The sequence below is a fragment of the Lentzea sp. NPDC102401 genome (assembly GCF_044765805.1).
GTDB lineage: Bacteria > Actinomycetota > Actinomycetes > Mycobacteriales > Pseudonocardiaceae > Lentzea > Lentzea sokolovensis.
This window is the reverse complement of sequence record NZ_JBIWKS010000005.1, coordinates 438,582-453,293: the sequence shown is the minus strand read 5'-3', so window position 1 is coordinate 453,293 and position 14,712 is coordinate 438,582. Positions and strand designations below refer to the sequence as shown.

The window sequence follows — 14,712 nt, the reverse complement described above, 5'->3', positions numbered from 1 at the left end:
TCACGACTCCAGGCAGGCGCGCAACCGCTCGAGGTCGGCGGTGATGCTCTTGCGCACCTGGCGCGCCATGAACGGCGTCGCCCAGCCGAAGAACCTGCCCGGCGCACCACTGGCACGGATCGCGACGACCGTGCCAGTCGGCGCGTCCGCCAGCTCGTAGCGCACTGTCATCGGGAACGGCCGGTCGACCTTCAGCTCGACCAGCCGGTCCGGATCGTGTTCGGTCACCACATAGCCGTAGACGAACTCACGTCCCAGAAACCGGGCCGTGCGTTCCACCGTCGCGCCTGTCACGAGCGATCCGGGCTGGGCGGGCCGGCTGGAGGTGATCCCGCCGGTCCACCGGAGATCGTTGGCCGGGTCGAACATGAACGCGGCGACGTCGGAGCGCGGCCGGTGAACGAGCACCTCGGGTCGCACGTCCACGGGCATGCGGCACCTCCGCGATGAGACAGGGCCGCGGCATACCGCGCGCGTCCGCCGTGAATCATCGCCCAACTTCTGGCGGCGCGCCTGAGCGTGCGACGCAGAGCCGAGCGAGTTGCCGGGCCCACTTGCGTGATCAGCCGCCGATCACGCCGATGGCGATGCCGAGCATCGCGGTGTTGTAGATGAACGAGAGCACGCCGTGCGCGAGAAGCCGCAACCGCATCCCGGAGGTGTTCGAGTCGACGTCGGAGACCGCGAAGGTCGTGCCGACGGTGAACGAGAAGTACGCGAAGTCGATGAACGTCGGGTGCTCGGTGCCGGGGAACACCAGCAGCTTCTCGGGCAGGGCGCGGTAGTAGGCCTGCGCGTAGCGGTCGGCGTAACCGAAGTGCAGGATCGCCCACGCCAGCAGCACGGCGGGCACACCGACGACCTTGTTGTCCATCGCCGCCTGGGTGCCTTCGTCGGCGACCGCGATGGTCAGGCCGGACATGATTCCGGTGACGCTGGTGATCACGGTGAACAGGGTGCCGCTGCGGCGGCCCAGCGCGGTCCTGACCCATGCGCCCTGGTCGTCACCGGCCCGCTTGCCGCGACTGAGGCGGACCACGCGGATCGCGAGGTAGACGACGGCGATGACGTCCCACAACGCGATCCACCTGAGGTCGTCGAAGAAGAAGATGGGGACGCCGAGCAGCACGAGGATGCTCTCGATGATCCGGGACAGCACGATGGACAGGCTGAAGCGCATGACTTTCCTTCATCGGAACGGCAGGGGTGGTCGTCGCTCACCTCGTCCGGATGACGACGGTCATTCCGCGGGAGCGACGCCGGGAGAGGTCATAGGCCGTACTGCTGGACAACCGCCCTGGCCCCGCGGTCTCGGGATCGCGGGGCCAGGGGGAGGCGTCAGCCCGCGGCGCGGAGGATGAGTTCGGTGACCGCGTTCGGACGGGAGACCGCCACGGCGTGCGAGGCTCCCTGGACGGTCACGGTGTCGCGTGAACCGGCCCGGTCGGCCATGAACTTCTGCGCCTGCACGGGGATGTTCTTGTCGGCGCCGGCCAGCAGGAACCACGAGGGGATGCCCGCCCAGGCGGGTGCGCCGGACGCCTCGTTCAGGGCGACGTCCCGGATGGGGCGCTGGGTGCTGGCCATGAGCGCGGTCTGGCGCGCCTGGACGTCGGCGGCGAACTGCTGCCGGAAGAGCGCGGGCTTGATGTAGAGGTCCGTCGAGCCATCGGGCAGCGGGACCGGTGCCAGCGTCTCACCCAGCGTGCTGCCGGGGTACTTCGCGGCGAGCTGTGCCGCGGCCTCGCCCTCGGCGGGGGCGAAGGCGGCGACGTACACCAGCGCCTTCACCTTCGGGGACCGTGCCTTCACGTTGGTGATGACGGCACCGCCGTAGGAGTGGCCGACGAGCACTACGGGCCCGTCGATGGCGGCGAGGCGCGTGTCGAGGGCCTCGGCGTCGGAGGCGACTCCGCGCAGGGGTTGGGCCACGGCGACGGCGGTGAAGCCTTGTCGCTGCAGCCGCTCGATGACGGGGTTCCAGCTCGCACCGTCCGCGAAGGCGCCGTGGACGAGGACGATCGTGGGCTTCTGGCCGGTCGCCGGGTGGGCTGCGACCGCGTTCGACATGCCGAACAGGGCGAGCCCGGCGGCAGCGGCGAGCACGGCCAGCAGAGCGGTGACGCGGTGTCTGTGCTTGAGCATGTCTGCGTTCTCAGTCTGTGAGGAAGGCGAGCAGGGCGGCGTTGACCTCGGCTGCGTGGGTGAGCAGGAGGCCGTGCGGAGCACCGTCGATCTCGACGTAGCGCGCGTCGGGCAGACGGCGGCGGAACTCGCGGGCGGTGGCGTCGATCGGCAGGATGCGGTCGGCGGTGCCGTGCAGGATCAGCGCCGGCACGTCGATGTGCTTCACGTCGTCCCGGAAGTCCGTCAGCCACGCCGGGACGCACGCGTACGCCGCCACGGGCGCCGAGGCGATGGCGGTGGCCCAGTTCGCCCGGAGCGCGGCATCGCTGAGACGGGACCCGAGCGTCTCGTCGGTGTTGAAGAAGTCGACGAAGAAGTTCTCGTACCAGGCGTAGCGGTCGGCCTCGGCCTGCTCGGCGATGCCGTCGAACACCGACTGCGGCACGCCGGTGGGGTTGTCGTCGGTCTGCAGCAGGAACGGCTGGAGCGCGCCGAGGAAGGCCGCCTTCGCCACCCGCTGCGAGCCGTAGGTGCCGAGATAGCGGGCGACCTCACCCGAACCCATCGAGAAGCCGACGAGGACGACGTCGTTCAGGTCGAGCTGGGTCAGGACCTTGTCCAGGTCGGCCGCGAAGGTGTCGTAGTCGTAGCCCGTCATGGTCTTGCTCGACCGGCCGAAGCCGCGGCGGTCGTAGGTGATGACGCGGTAGCCGGCCTTGACGAGGGCGTCGGTCTGCTTCTCCCACGACTGCCCGTCCAGCGGGTAGCCGTGGATCAGAACGACCGGCTGGCCGGCGCCGTGGTCCTCGTAGTACAGCTCGACGTCGGTCGAGCCCTCGGTGCCGACGGTGATGGTTCCCATGGTGCCTTCCCGCCCGTCCGCCGTGTGCGGACCGGGCATGGCACGAACCTAGGGAGCGAGCAGGGCCGTTCGCGTCCGTCAGACAACGTCTTCGGCGTACGTCATCGTGCCGCGCAGCACCGCGGCGAGCTCGCCGCGGGACGTCACGCCCAGCTTGGGGAACATCCGCTGGAGGTGAGTGCTCACCGTCCTGGGGGAGACGTACAGCCGCTCGCCGATCTCCCGGTTGGTCAGCCCTTGCGCGGCCAGCTGGGCGACGTGCAGCTCGGTCGAGGTGAGCCGGTCGACGGCGGCCGGGTCCTGGCGGGGGGAGGACGTCCCGGCGGCGCGCAGCTCCTGGCGTGCCCGCTCCGCCCAGGCCGACGCGCCGAGCGCGTCGAAGATCTCGCAGGCGGCCTGCAGGACGATCCGGGACTCCGCGGGCCGCCGGTGCCGCCGCAGCCACGCGCCCAGGGCGAGGTGCACCCGCGCCCGCTCGAACGGCCAGTCGACGGGGACGGCGTCGAGGGCCGCCCGGTAGAGCTGCTCGGCGTCGTCCGGCGGGCTGAGCAGCGCGCGGGCGAGGCGCAGCCCGCAGAGCAGGGCCGGTGAGGGGGTCGGCTCGGCGAGCGGGGTCAGCTCCCGCAGGACTTCCCGCGCCGCTTCGGCGGACTCGCTGCGCACGGCCGCCTCGACCAGTTCGGCCACGCCGTAGAAGCGCAGCCAGGGGTGGAAGGCGGGGTCGGCCGGCTCGAAGACGCGGCGCAGGTGACCGAAGGCGTCGCCGTAGCGCCCCTGGCAGAGGGCCGCCTGCCCGCGGGCCATCTGCACGATGGCCAGTACGGGGCGGGCGTTGCCGGGAAGGGCGGTGCGTTCCGCCTCCGCCGCCCACGACTCCGCCAGCGGGTCGCCGCAGACGGCGGCGACCTGTGCGCGGATGGCGTGCACCATCGCGTGCACGAGGGACTGGCCGGTCTCGCGGGCCAGCTCGGCCGCCTCCTCGGCGGCGAGGTGAGCGGCGCGCACGTCACCGAGCCGTGCGGCGCTGCCCGCCTGCACGCACAGGGCCCTGGCCAGCATCGACAACCGGCCCTGCGCCCGCAGGGCGTCCAGCGACCTCACCGCCAGCCGGCTCGCCAGGGCGGGAGCGGCCACCGTCACGGCGGCGGCACCCAGGAGCTGGTCGCCTTCGGGGTCCTCGGACGCGCGCTCCAGCTGACCGGTCAGGGCATCGAGGACGGCTCGTCCGTGCTCGACCGGCGCGCAGTACGCCCGCAGGGCCACCAGGTCGGCGTTGTCCGCGGCCACGGGCATCCGGTCGGCCGCGGCGGCGACCCGGCGGCGGGCGTCCGGCCCCGGCTCGCCCCAGAAGCAGTGCAGGACCGCGCCCCACAGCATGCGCAGCCCCAGCACGGGCTCACCACCGGCGGCGATCTCGACGGCCAGTTCGGCCAGTTCGGCGGTCGCGGTGCCCTGGCCCTGCGCCGCCCCCTCGACCAGTGCGATGCCGACCCAGGCCGCACGCCCCCGGTCCCTGGCCGAGAGATCCAGCGAGCGCGCCTGGTCCAGCAGGTGCGCCGCGGCGTCGCACTGACCCGACTCCAGGGCGAGCTCGGCCGCGCGCAGCAGCCGGTCCGCACGAGCGGAGGGGTCCGCGGTCAGCTCCGCCGCTCGCCGCAGCGCGGCGGCAGCCGCGGCGACACCGCCGCGCCGCAGGGCCCTGCCTGCGGTGAGGTCCAGCTCCCGCGCCGCGTGCTCGTCGGGACCGGCGGTGGCGGCGGCGCGGTGCCACGCCTGCCGATCGGGCTGTCCTTCGAGCTGGGAGGCGAGAGCGGCGTGCGCGGCCTGTCGTTCCGCGGCGGTCGCCGCGTGGTGCAACGCCGAGCGGACGAGCGGGTGCCGGAAGACCATTCCCCAGGGCTCCAGCAGGCCGGCGCCGACCGCGGGCGCGAGGGCGGCGGCGTCGACCGCCGTCCCGAGCATCCGGGCAGCGGCGGTGAGGCACTCGTCCGTCGTGCCGTCGCCGTTGAGGGCCGCGAGGAGAAGAACCGCCCGCGTGTGTGCCGGCAGACGGGAGACCCGTGCCGTGAAGGTCCGCTCCAGCCGCTCGGTCAACGGCAGTGGGCCCGGCGTGAGCGCGTACGCCCCGCCGACCGACCGCAGCGCCACCGGCAGTTCGGTCAACGCCAGCGGGTTCCCGGCAGCCTCCACCAGCAGTCGCCGCCTGACCTGCTGACCCAGGCCGGGGGCGACCGCGTCCAGCAGCTCACCCGACACCTCGTCCGTCAGTGGGTCCAGGTTCAGCACGGGCAGCCCGGCGCCGCCGAGCCGGTCGTCGAGGCTGCGGGTGACGGCGACCAGCGCGAGGGGGTCGGACTCGATCCGCCGCGCGACGAACCCGACCACGTCGAGGCTGGCCCGGTCCATCCAGTGGGCGTCCTCGACGACCACCAGCAGCGGTGTCCTCACCGCCGCGTCCGACAACAGGGTCAGCGCGGCCAGGCCGACGAGGTAGAGGTCGGGCACGGCCTCGTCGGCGAGCCCGACGGCGGCGCGCAGCGCGGCACGTTGCCGTCCGGGCAGGTCGTCGATCCCGTCTCGCAACTGGTGGACCAGCTGGTGCAAGCCGGCGAAGGGAACGTCCTCCTCCGACTCCACTCCCACCGCCGTGATCACCCGGATCCCGCGGTCGGCTGCCCGCGCCGCCGCCTCGGCGACCAGCGCCGACTTGCCGATCCCGGGGGCGCCGAGGACGACCACCGCGCCACCCGACCCGGAGGCGGCCTGCTCGACCAGGGCGGCCAGTGCACGGCGTTCCGTCGCACGACCCAACAGCGCCCGTCGTTGCATGCCGCGCTCTCTCTTCCCTGTGGTCACCCGCTGCCGGCAAGCGCCGCGACCCCGCGCCGGGCCCGGCCGTCAGCCGGCCGGAAGGCCTGGCAGGTGACGCGATCCGCACGATGGCACGCGCGTCACTTCGGGTAGCGGCGAGGGCTCCAGTGCCCTGCCGGAGTATTTGAGCACCAGCTCGAACGTTCCACGGACTTGTCGCTCGCGGAGGTGGCGCGCTTCACATCCGGGACCTGAAGCCGCCGTCGGTGACGCATGAGCAGTCGCTACCTCACCGATGTTCACAGTTGCTTCAGTGTTGACCAAATTCAATCCTCGCGTGCGCCGTGGTGATCACCGAGGCGGGCAACAAGAACTCGGTCATCACGGCTTATGGTCTGGTCGACACGAGGGCCTCGACGCCGAGACCGGTCGACCCGGAGCAATGGGCGGGAAACCCGAACTTCGTGGAGATCCGGACCAGCAACGGCGTCAACGAAGTGGTGTATCCCAACCGGGAGCGCTGGGAGAGGAACGACTGGCCGTGACGGTCGAGAACGGACCCGAGGACACCCCCGCCGGCCAGTGGGGGTCGGCGATCGACGCCCTGGCCGCCAGCCTCGGCACTCACCTAGGCGAGCAGGTGACGGTGGTCAACGTGACCGAGATGGAGGACGCGTTCTCCTGCCTCGTGCGCGGACCCGAGCCCTCCGGGTCACCCCTGCGGGTGGCGTGGAAGGCAGTGCTCGGCATGGAGCACTTCGACGGCAAGCCCACCGTGAGCGCGACGCTGTTCCTGTACAGCAGGGGCCGCCAGCTGCGGCTCGACGACCAGCGCGGCAGCTACCTGGAAATCGTCTACGACGGGCCGCTCGACGGCTCGGGGACGTGGCACGACCTGGGCTGGCTGCAGGACGACTTCGGCGAGTTCGAGGCGCACGACCACTACGGCGGCTGAGGCGCGCCGACCGGGACCGCCACCAGGCTGTGTGGCCGCCCTGCACGAGGAGGACGACGCGTTGCGCGACCGTGATCGCGCCAGAGCCGCGCGCGGGAACGGCCGTGCGACCAGTTCACCCCGCGCCGAACAACCAGGTGCGGGGCACGATATGGGGGAGCAAGTGAGAATAGGGTTCGCGGCCGCCTTGACGGCGTTCGTGCTCATGGCCGTGGGAGCGTGCGGCACCGACGTGCCCGCCGGTCTCGCCGACAAGGTCGAGTCGGGCTGTCCGGAGCTGCTGAAGCCAGAACCGCTCGCGGTCATCACCCAGGGCTTCGTGGTCTCCGAGGTGAACTCCGTGGAGACCAACGGCTGCCAGGTCTTCGTCTCGACCGGACGCCAGGTGCTCAACGTGGGGATCGTCGCCTACTCGAGCCCGGAGGAGTCGGAACGGCTGACACCGATGCTCTGCAGCAGCGGCACGCTGGACGCGAACACGAAGTCGTGCGCTGACGACGAGCCCGGCGGCCGCCACACGGTGCATGCCGCCGCCGGCAAGTGGAGTGTCGTGGTGTCGGTGTACGAGGTGCCGGTGAACGACGACGTGAAGGAAGCCGTGCAGCAGATCGTCGAGGACCTCAGGAGCTCCGACAAGACCCGCGGCTGACGAGCTCGTAATCCAGCAGCCTGAAGTCCTGACCGGATCTCCGCGCGCACCGCGCTTGCTCGTCGTAGGTTTCCCCGCGGTGCGCGGGTGCGCCGCGCCGCGCAACCGGACAGGAGCTGAACCGGCTGACGATCAGCCCTGCAGACAGGTCAGCAGCATCACCGCGATCAACGCCGCGGACGCGGTCACGACGGGAAGCGTCATGGCGGTGACGCCCGCGATTCCGCAGGAGAGGATTCTGCGGGTGCGGTTCGGCATCCGGTGGCTGCGTTGCAGCCGGTCCAGTCGCGTGCCGAGCGCGTCTCTGCCCATCGCGAGCGCGGAGTTCGGGGTGCCGTGGGAGGACACCCGCACCAGTGCTTCGCGGACCGTCTCGATGCCGTGTGTACGTGCTGAGGCCAGGTCGGCGGCCACCTCGACGAGTTCGCGTGTGGTCGTGGCCGCGCGCTTGAACAGCGGCAGGATCGGCAGCGTGGCGGCTATCGCGTCGGCGGCGGCGACCAGCAGGTGGTGGCGGCCGTCGAGGTGTGCTCGCTCGTGGTCGAGCACGGCGTCGACCTGGCTGGGGGTCAGGTGACGGTGCAGTCCTTCCGTGGCGACGACGACGCCGGGCTTGCCCGCGAGGCTGAACGCCAGCGGACGGTCGTGGTCGAGCCACACGGTGGGGTGGGTGCCGGCCTCTCGCCGTCCGGCGAGGCGCAGGACGGACAGGTGTTCCTCGCGGGCGCGGGCGCGTTGCCGGGCGCCGCGCGTGCCCACGACCGCCAACCGGACGAGCAGGGCGGTCAGCAGGGCGCCGCCGGTCAGGCCGCTGACCGCCTCGACCGCGGGCGTGGTGCCGTGCCGCACCGACTCCCAGCAGTGGTGCAGGGTGTCGAGAACGGCGAGGCCGTGCTCGGGCAGAACGAGCAGCACCACGGCCGCGGTCGAGGTGACCACGACCGCGGCGATCGAGGCGGTCCACGCGACCAGGGCCACCACGGGGTCGCTGATCCGCCACAGCGCGCGTGGCGCCAGCCAGCCCACCGCGGCGGAACCCAGCAGCAGCGCGAGTGCGACCGTCATCGTCCCGAGGCTTTCCTGCGCAACGCGCGGCGCAGCACCGCGGACTCCTCCGCGGTCGCGGACTGCGCGAAGTGCAGCAGCGCGGCTTCCGGGTCACCGGAGGCGATGAGGACGTCCCGTACGGCGTTCGCGGCGGCTTCCGCGCGGCTGATCGTCGGCTGGTAGCGGTAGGCGTTGCCCTCGAGTTCGCGCGTCACCCAGTCCTTGCGGTGCAGGTTGTCGAGCACGGTGAGCACGGTCGTGTAGGCGAGTTTCTTGCCGGTGTCCAGCCGCTCCAGCACCTGGCGCACCTTGAGCGGCTCTCGGGCGTGCCAGAGCACGTCCATCACCGCGGCTTCCAGCTCACCGAGTCCGTGCATCGGTCACACCCTCCCCTGAAGAACGAGAAGTATGCCTTCCTCCAGCGCGACGGCCCTAATCGTCGGCTGTGCTGCGGAACCCGCGCAGGCGCAGGCTGTTGCTCACCACGAAGACCGAGGAGAACGCCATCGCGGCCCCGGCGATCATCGGGTTGAGCAGGCCGAGCGCGGCCAGCGGCAGGGCGGCCACGTTGTAGGCGAAGGCCCAGAACAGGTTGCCCTTGATGGTGCCGAGGGTCCGGCGCGACAGGCGGATCGCGTCGACCACCGCACGCAGGTCGCCCCGCACCAGTGTCAGGTCGCTGGCCTCGATGGCGACGTCCGTGCCCGTGCCCATGGCGAGCCCGAGGTCGGCCTGGGCGAGCGCGGCGGCGTCGTTGACGCCGTCGCCGACCATGGCGACCACGCGTCCCTCCGCCTGCAGCCGCTTGACCACCTCGACCTTGTCCTTCGGCAGCACCTCGGCGATGACCTCGTCGATGCCGACCTCGGCGGCCACCGCCTTCGCCACGGCCTCGTTGTCCCCGGTCAGCAGCACCGGCCGCAGACCGAGTCCGCGCAGTCCCGCGATCGCCTCGGCCGAGGTGGGCTTGACCGTGTCGGCCACCACGAGGACGCCTCGTGCTTCGCCGTCCCACGCCACCAGCACGGCCGTGCGGCCCTTGTCCTCCGCCTCCTTCTTCGCGGTCGCGAGGTCCTCGCCGAGCCGGACGCTCCAGTCGTCGAGCAACCGGGCCCGGCCCACCAGGACGGCGTGCTCGTCGACGACCCCCTGCACGCCGAGGCCTTCCAGGTTCTGGAAGCCCTCGACCTCGGGCAGATCACCGACCCGCTCGGCGGCACCGGCGGCGATGGCCCTGGCGATCGGGTGCTCGGAGGCGTGCTCCAGCGCACCGGCCAGGCGCAGCACCAGCTCCTCCTCGACACCGTCGGCCGCGTGCACCTCGACCAGGCTCATCTGCCCGCTCGTGACGGTGCCCGTCTTGTCGAGCACGACCGTGTCCACGCGGCGGGTCGACTCCAGCACCTCGGGACCCTTGATCAGGATGCCCAGCTGGGCGCCGCGGCCGGTGCCGACCAGCAACGCCGTCGGCGTGGCGAGGCCGAGCGCGCACGGGCAGGCGATGATCAGGACCGCCACGGCGGCGGTGAAGGCCGCCGCGGCACCGGTTCCCGCACCCAGCCAGAACGCCAGCGTGCCGACGGACAGGGCGATGACGATCGGGACGAAGACCGCGGAGATCCGGTCGGCGAGGCGTTGGGCCTCGGCCTTGCCGCTCTGCGCGTCCTCCACGAGCTTGGCCATCTGCGCGAGCTGGGTGTCCGCGCCGACCCGCGTCGCACGCACGACCAGTCGTCCGCCCGCGTTGACCGTGGCGCCGACGACGCTGTCGCCGGCGCTCACCTCGACGGGCACCGACTCGCCGGTGACCATGCTCATGTCGACCGCGGAGCTGCCCTCGTCGACCACGCCGTCAGTGGCGATCTTCTCACCGGGGCGGACGACGAACCGGTCGCCGACCCGCAGTTCGTCGACGCCGACGCGCTGCTCGCGTCCGTCCCGCAGCACGGCGACGTCCTTCGCACCGAGTTCAAGTAGTGCGCGCAGTGCCGCACCGGCGCGGCGCTTGGAGCGAGCCTCGAAGTAACGACCGGCGAGGATGAACGTCGTCACGCCCGCCGCGACCTCGAGGTAGATGTTGCCGGCGCCGGACGTGCGCTGGACGGTCAGGTCGAAGCCGTGCGTCATGCCCGGAACGCCTGCGGTGCCGAAGAAGAGCGCGTACAGCGACCACAGGAACGCCGCGCCCACGCCGAGGGAGATCAGCGTGTCCATGGTGGCCGCACCGTGCCTGAGGTTCGTCCACGCGGCCTGGTGGAACGGCCAGGCCGCCCACACCACGACGGGCGCGGCGAGCGTCAGCGACAGCCATTGCCAGTAGGTGAACTGCAGCGCCGGGATCATCGCCATGGCGATCACCGGCACGCTCAGCACCGCGGAGGTGATCAACCGCCGGCGCAGCGACCGGGTGGGGTCGGACTCCTCTGCCTGTGCATCGGCCTGCGGGGGAGTGGGGAGCTCGGCGGTGTAGCCGGTGTTCTCGACGACCTTGACGAGGTCGTCGGCGGTGAGCGACTCGGGGAAGCTGACCCGCGCCTTCTCGGTGGCGTAGTTGACGGTGGCCTGGACGCCGTCGAGCTTGTTCAGCTTGCGCTCGATCCGCGCGGCGCAGGAGGCGCAGGTCATGCCGCCGATGGACAGTTCGATCTCACTCGTCGGTGAGCTCATGGAACGCGCCTCCTCTTCGAGGGTGTCGTGCTCAGCCACCGTGACCACCGTGATCGTCGGTCTGCGTGGGCGTGGCGGTCGTGGGTGACGGCGCGGGTGCGGCGCCGCTGGTGTGGAGCGTGAAACTCGCCGTGCGGACCTTGCCCTCGTGCTGGAAGTCCAGGAACAGCCGGTACCGGCCCGCGGTCGGCACTTCGACCGCGAACTTCACGTCCGGTCCGGAGCCGGGGCCGTCCTGCGGGTGCACGTGCAGGTAGGCGAGATCGGCCGCGCGCAACGCGACGAGGTGGCCGTTCGCGCCGAGGTAGGGCTGCAGGTCCGTCACCGGCTTGCCGTCTTTCGTGACCGTGGTGGTCACCGTGGACTCGGCGCCCGCGGTGAGGTCGCCGGTCAACCGGACGACGTATCCGTCCACCTCGGACTCGCGGGAGTCCTCTGCGAACTGCTGCGGCTCGTACGCGCCGGCGACCTGGAGGTCCGCACCCAGCGTGGTCTTCGCGCCGCCCGCGGGCTTGAAGTCCGCGAACACGCGGTAGCTTCCGGCCGCAGGGAGGGTGAGCGGGACCGACCAGGTGCCGTCCGCGGTCATCTCCGGGTGCACGTGCTGGAACCCGGATCCGTCGCGGCGCACCAGCACGAGGTGCAGCTTCTTCTCGTGCTCCACGTCGAACTCGGTCACGGCGCCGCCGCCGATCCTGGCGATCTTGAAGCTGAAGGTCTGCGTCGTCCGGGCCGGCAGGGCGTTCTGCGTCAGGTCGAGCACGTACCCGTTGTCCGCGACGGACAGTCCCGGTGGGAGCTCGCTCTCGGCGTTCGCCGGGGCCGACTTGGGTTGTCCGGCGCCGTGCTCCGACGCGTTCGGCGCTGACGGGCCGTCGCCGAACGGTCCGGCGGCGGCGCCGGCGGCCCATGCGCCGCCGAAGACGATCGCCAGCGCACCGGCGTAGGCAGCCACCTTCGTGGCGGTGTTCATCCAGCGCTCCTTCAGCTCGTGACCAGCGTGTAGCCGGCCTCGGTGACGGCGGCGCGGACGTCGTCCTCGGCGAGAGGCTCGTCACTGGTGACGGTGACCTTGCCGCTGTCGAGCTCGACGGCCACGTTCCGCACGCCGCCGATCTGGCTGATCTCCTCGGTCACCGAGCTGGCGCAGTGGCCACAGGTCATGCCGCTCACGGTGAACACGGACTCGGACATCGGATGCTCCTCAGCTGTGGTTCGAAAACGTGGAATCAGGAGCGGACCAGGCGGGCGATGGCGTTGGTGGCCTCGGCGATCTTCTCGTCCGCGGTCGTGCCGCCCTCGGTGATGGCCTGGCTGACGCAGTGCTTGAGGTGCTCGTCGAGCAGGTTGAGCGACACCGACTGCAACGCCCTCGTGGCCGCGGAGATCTGGGTGAGGACGTCGATGCAGTACTCGTCGTTCTCGATCATCCGCTGCAGCCCGCGCACCTGACCCTCGATGCGCCGCAGCCGCCGCAGGTGGTCTTCCTTGTTGCTGGTGTAGCCGTGCATCCACCGCTCCTGTCTGCCGGTCCACCGCGCGGCCGGTCGCGAAATGACCGGGGGAACGGTGAACTCTTGCGACCTTTATACCCATAGGGGGTATAGGTTCGCAAGGGCTGGTGGCATACGGAGTGGGGGTATCCGGCCTGTGTGGCGCCGCGTGGCCGAGTGGTGACGGGTGGAAGGGCGCGAGTGCGCACGCGTACTATCGGCTATAGTAGAAATGGCTGGTTCCCCCCGACCAGCCTGCCTCGACGAGGTTTCCCCGCCTCGCCGAGAAGAGCGCCGGACGTGCTGTGCAGGGCACCCCGTCCGGCGCTTTCTCACGTCATCAGCTGGATTTGAGCAGGTTCTGCATCTCGGTGATCTCCGCCTGCTGGGCCGCGATGACGTCCTGCGCCAGCTGCTTGGCGCCGGCGTCGCTGCCCTTCTCCTGCTGCACCTCGGCCATCTCGACGGCACCCTGGTGGTGCTTGATCATCATGTCGAGCCACGTGCGCTCGAACTCCGTGCCGGTGGCGCCGTTGAGCTTCGCCATCTCCTCGGCCGTCATCATGCCGGGCATGGAGCCGTGGCCGGAGCCGTGATCCATGCCCGGCATCGACGTCGCGGGAGTCGCGCCCCACTTCGCCAGCCACTCGGTCATGGTCCTGATCTCGGGATCCTGTGCCGCCGCGATGCGCTTGCCGAGGTCCGTGACCTTCGGGTTCGTGCTCTTCGCCGGGATCATCGCCGCCATGTCCAGCGCCTGCTGGTGGTGCGCGATCATGTCCTGGGCGAACTTGACGTCCTGCTGGTTGTGACCGGCCTGCTGACCTGCGGCGGACGGTGGCGCGGTGGTCGAGCTGTGCTGCGTGCCCGCCGAGTCGCCGCCGCAGCCCGCGAGGAGCGCGGCCGCCGCGACACCGGCGACACCGAGACCGATCAGGGACTTCTTCATCATGTGCAACTTCCTGTGCTGGGGATGTGACCGTCTGTGAAGCCGGTGTCGATCACAACCTCAGCACGCACAGCGAACTCAGCAGTCCGCGTCCGCCGAGCGGTGGCGGTCCGTCCGGTGTGCGTGGCCAGGGGGGAGTGGCTGTCGGCTCGTTCGTCGCAGGGCGTGCCGCGCGCAGCAGGAGCCATCCGAGCAGCAGCAGCGAGGCGGCGGCGCCGAGGACGGCCATGCACAGATGCAGCGCGTCGTGCGAGGGCGCGGGCTCCGGTTCGTCCGGAGTGTGCTCGCCGTGGGAACCGGCCGCCAGAGACATGACGGCGTGACCACCGGGAACATCCGCGCCGGCGGTGACGTGGTGCATTCCGACGACGCCGAGGAAGAGCAGGCAGAGCAACGCCCATCGGGTCGCTGTCCGCCGCGCGCTTCCTGTCATGCCACTACCGTACCTAGTAGATCCCATCAACGAAATCTACGGGTCAACGTTGCGGATGGTTCACCTCGAAGGCTGGAAGATCGGAGTTGACACCCCCTGGGGGTATGAACGTAACCTGCTCGCCGGGATACCCCCTAGGGGTACACGTCACTTGAAGGGGAAGTCATGGACCACGGCGGCGCACAGCAGAGTCTGACCAAACTCGCCATTTCCGCGACGCTGCACTGCCTCACGGGCTGCGCCATCGGTGAGGTGCTCGGCATGGTGATCGGCACCGCACTGGGCTGGTCCACCCTGTCGACCATCGTGCTCGCCATCGCGTTGGCCTTCGTGTTCGGTTACTCGCTCACCATCCGCCCGGTGCTCAAGTCGGGGCTGCCGCTGCGCGCGGCCATCGGCGTGGCCTTCGCCGCCGACACGGTCTCGATCGCGGTCATGGAGATCGTCGACAACGCCGTGATGCTCGTCGTGCCAGGAGCGATGGAGGCGGGCCTGGCCAGCTGGCTGTTCTGGGTGAGTCTCGCGTTCGCACTGGCCGTGGCGTTCGTGGTGACGGTCCCGGTCAACCGCTGGCTGATCTCTCGCGGCAAGGGCCACGCCGTGGTGCACGAGTACCACGGCGGCCACGAGGGTCATCACCAGCACTGACCCGCCCGTGGCCGTGCCGAGCCTGCGGCCCGGCTTTCACGACGGCGAGCCGGCGATCGTTGATCAGCGGA

The 14,712-nt window shown here is 70.9% G+C and carries 17 protein-coding genes; 4 read left to right on the top strand and 13 right to left on the bottom strand.

The annotated features are described in order from the left end of the window. From ACIRG5_RS21065 to ACIRG5_RS21045, 5 genes are all read right to left on the bottom strand, one after another. Positions 1 to 432: an SRPBCC family protein gene (locus ACIRG5_RS21065; protein ID WP_402906900.1), complete on the bottom strand. Its 432-nt coding sequence runs from the start codon at positions 430 to 432 to the stop codon at positions 1 to 3. A 130-nt stretch (positions 433 to 562) separates the two neighbouring features. Beyond that, the gene (locus ACIRG5_RS21060; protein ID WP_402906898.1) at positions 563 to 1,180 is read right to left on the bottom strand and encodes a DUF1345 domain-containing protein; all 618 of its coding nucleotides are present in this window, start codon (positions 1,178 to 1,180) and stop codon (positions 563 to 565) included. 158 nt (positions 1,181 to 1,338) lie between these two features. Beyond that, the gene (locus tag ACIRG5_RS21055) at positions 1,339 to 2,070 is read right to left on the bottom strand and encodes an alpha/beta fold hydrolase (RefSeq protein WP_402907097.1); all 732 of its coding nucleotides are present in this window, start codon (positions 2,068 to 2,070) and stop codon (positions 1,339 to 1,341) included. 85 nt (positions 2,071 to 2,155) lie between these two features. Next, positions 2,156 to 3,028 carry an alpha/beta fold hydrolase gene (locus ACIRG5_RS21050; protein WP_402906896.1) on the bottom strand — a complete coding sequence of 291 codons (873 nt, stop codon included), beginning with the start codon at positions 3,026 to 3,028 and terminating at the stop codon, positions 2,156 to 2,158. Between the two features lie 39 nt (positions 3,029 to 3,067). Beyond that, positions 3,068 to 5,818, bottom strand: a complete 2,751-nt coding sequence (locus ACIRG5_RS21045; RefSeq protein ID WP_402906894.1) for an AAA family ATPase — start codon at positions 5,816 to 5,818, stop codon at positions 3,068 to 3,070. A gap of 326 nt (positions 5,819 to 6,144) precedes the next feature. Between ACIRG5_RS21045 and ACIRG5_RS21040 the strand changes: the two genes are divergently transcribed. The 3 genes from ACIRG5_RS21040 (at position 6,145) to ACIRG5_RS21030 (ending at position 7,404) form a co-directional block, all read left to right on the top strand. Beyond that, complete coding sequence (locus ACIRG5_RS21040) at positions 6,145 to 6,345, top strand: hypothetical protein (RefSeq protein WP_402906892.1); 201 nt, start codon at positions 6,145 to 6,147, stop codon at positions 6,343 to 6,345. After that, positions 6,342 to 6,755, top strand: a complete 414-nt coding sequence (locus ACIRG5_RS21035; protein WP_402906890.1) for a hypothetical protein — start codon at positions 6,342 to 6,344, stop codon at positions 6,753 to 6,755. The genes ACIRG5_RS21040 and ACIRG5_RS21035 overlap by 4 nt, the downstream gene beginning before the upstream one ends. 163 nt (positions 6,756 to 6,918) lie before the next feature. Continuing rightward, positions 6,919 to 7,404, top strand: a complete 486-nt coding sequence (locus tag ACIRG5_RS21030) for a hypothetical protein (protein WP_402906888.1) — start codon at positions 6,919 to 6,921, stop codon at positions 7,402 to 7,404. A gap of 132 nt (positions 7,405 to 7,536) precedes the next feature. Here ACIRG5_RS21030 and ACIRG5_RS21025 read toward each other — a convergent pair whose 3' ends face one another. The 8 genes from ACIRG5_RS21025 to ACIRG5_RS20990 all read right to left on the bottom strand — a co-directional run bounded on the left by ACIRG5_RS21025 (position 7,537) and on the right by ACIRG5_RS20990 (position 13,993). Next, positions 7,537 to 8,469 (bottom strand): M56 family metallopeptidase, encoded by a 933-nt coding sequence (locus ACIRG5_RS21025; protein ID WP_402906886.1) that lies wholly within the window; start codon positions 8,467 to 8,469, stop codon positions 7,537 to 7,539. Further along, positions 8,466 to 8,828 carry a BlaI/MecI/CopY family transcriptional regulator gene (locus ACIRG5_RS21020; protein ID WP_402906884.1) on the bottom strand — a complete coding sequence of 121 codons (363 nt, stop codon included), beginning with the start codon at positions 8,826 to 8,828 and terminating at the stop codon, positions 8,466 to 8,468. The genes ACIRG5_RS21025 and ACIRG5_RS21020 overlap by 4 nt, the downstream gene beginning before the upstream one ends. Before the next feature lie 55 nt (positions 8,829 to 8,883). Beyond that, on the bottom strand, positions 8,884 to 11,118 hold the full coding sequence (locus ACIRG5_RS21015; protein WP_402907095.1) for a heavy metal translocating P-type ATPase: 2,235 nt from the start codon (positions 11,116 to 11,118) through the stop codon (positions 8,884 to 8,886). A gap of 31 nt (positions 11,119 to 11,149) precedes the next feature. Beyond that, positions 11,150 to 12,091 (bottom strand): hypothetical protein, encoded by a 942-nt coding sequence (locus ACIRG5_RS21010; RefSeq protein WP_402906882.1) that lies wholly within the window; start codon positions 12,089 to 12,091, stop codon positions 11,150 to 11,152. An 11-nt stretch (positions 12,092 to 12,102) separates the two neighbouring features. Continuing rightward, complete coding sequence (locus tag ACIRG5_RS21005; protein ID WP_402906880.1) at positions 12,103 to 12,312, bottom strand: heavy-metal-associated domain-containing protein; 210 nt, start codon at positions 12,310 to 12,312, stop codon at positions 12,103 to 12,105. Positions 12,313 to 12,347: 35 nt separating this feature from the next. Then, complete coding sequence (locus ACIRG5_RS21000) at positions 12,348 to 12,629, bottom strand: metal-sensitive transcriptional regulator (RefSeq protein WP_189155145.1); 282 nt, start codon at positions 12,627 to 12,629, stop codon at positions 12,348 to 12,350. 322 nt (positions 12,630 to 12,951) lie between these two features. Then, entirely contained in the window at positions 12,952 to 13,563 is a 612-nt protein-coding gene (locus ACIRG5_RS20995; RefSeq protein ID WP_402906877.1) for a DUF305 domain-containing protein, read from the bottom strand. Positions 13,564 to 13,612: 49 nt separating this feature from the next. Then, positions 13,613 to 13,993: a hypothetical protein gene (locus ACIRG5_RS20990; RefSeq protein WP_402906875.1), complete on the bottom strand. Its 381-nt coding sequence runs from the start codon at positions 13,991 to 13,993 to the stop codon at positions 13,613 to 13,615. A 165-nt stretch (positions 13,994 to 14,158) separates the two neighbouring features. On the opposite strand from ACIRG5_RS20990, the gene ACIRG5_RS20985 reads away from it, so the two are divergent. Beyond that, on the top strand, positions 14,159 to 14,641 hold the full coding sequence (locus tag ACIRG5_RS20985; protein ID WP_402906873.1) for a DUF4396 domain-containing protein: 483 nt from the start codon (positions 14,159 to 14,161) through the stop codon (positions 14,639 to 14,641). Positions 14,642 to 14,712 lie beyond the last annotated feature (71 nt).